General features: G+C 54.2%; 1 rRNA gene. It reads right to left on the bottom strand.

Annotated features, from left to right (window positions below):
- Window positions 1-1,379: ribosomal RNA gene (locus JI666_RS20855) — 23S ribosomal RNA — on the bottom strand; the annotation flags it as partial.

The following is a 1,379-nucleotide window of genomic DNA, read 5'->3' on the forward strand; positions in this document are numbered from 1 at the left end:
GGTTAAGCCCTCGATCGATTAGTATTCGTCAGCTCCACGTGTTGCCACGCTTCCACCCCGAACCTATCTACCTCATCATCTCTAAGGGATCTTACCAGCTTAATGCTGTGGGAAATCTCATCTCGAGGGGGGCTTCATGCTTAGATGCTTTCAGCACTTATCCCTTCCACACGTAGCTACCCAGCTATGCTCCTGGCGGAACAACTGGTACACCAGCGGTGTGTCCATCCCGGTCCTCTCGTACTAAGGACAGCTCCTCTCAAATTTCCTGCGCCCGCGACGGATAGGGACCGAACTGTCTCACGACGTTCTGAACCCAGCTCGCGTACCGCTTTAATGGGCGAACAGCCCAACCCTTGGGACCTACTTCAGCCCCAGGATGCGATGAGCCGACATCGAGGTGCCAAACCTCCCCGTCGATGTGGACTCTTGGGGGAGATAAGCCTGTTATCCCCAGGGTAGCTTTTATCCGTTGAGCGATGGCCCTTCCATGCGGAACCACCGGATCACTAAGCCCGACTTTCGTCCCTGCTCGACTTGTAGGTCTCGCAGTCAAGCTCCCTTGTGCCTTTACACTCTGCGAATGATTTCCAACCATTCTGAGGGAACCTTTGGGCGCCTCCGTTACACTTTAGGAGGCGACCGCCCCAGTCAAACTGCCCACCTGACACTGTCTCCGCACCGGATCACGGTGCTGGGTTAGAATGTCAGTACAGCCAGGGTAGTATCCCACCGACGCCTCCATCGAACCTGGCGGTCCGACTTCTATGGCTCCTACCTATCCTGTACAAGCTGTACCAAAATCCAATATCAGGCTACAGTAAAGCTCCATGGGGTCTTTCCGTCCTGTCGCGGGTAACCTGCATCTTCACAGGTACTATAATTTCACCGGGTCTCTCGTTGAGACAGTATCCAAGTCGTTGCACCTTTCGTGCGGGTCGGAACTTACCCGACAAGGAATTTCGCTACCTTAGGACCGTTATAGTTACGGCCGCCGTTTACTGGGGCTTCGATTCAGAGCTTCTCCCGTAAGGGATAACCCCTCCTCTTAACCTTCCAGCACCGGGCAGGTGTCAGCCCCTATACTTCGCCTTACGGCTTTGCAGAGACCTGTGTTTTTGCTAAACAGTCGCTTGGATCTTTTCACTGCGGCTCCCCTGGGCTATAAACCCGAGGAAGCACCCCTTCTCCCGAAGTTACGGGGTCATTTTGCCGAGTTCCTTAACGAGAGTTCTCCCGATCGTCTTAGGATTCTCTCCTCGCCTACCTGTGTCGGTTTGCGGTACGGGCACCTCTTTCCTCACTAGAGGCTTTTCTTGGCAGCGTAGAATCAAGGACTTCGGTACTAAATTTCCCTCGCCATCACGACTCAGCCTTCA

Origin of the sequence: Bacillus sp. NTK071, assembly GCF_017303315.1 — a bacterium.
GTDB lineage: Bacteria > Bacillota > Bacilli > Bacillales > Guptibacillaceae > Guptibacillus.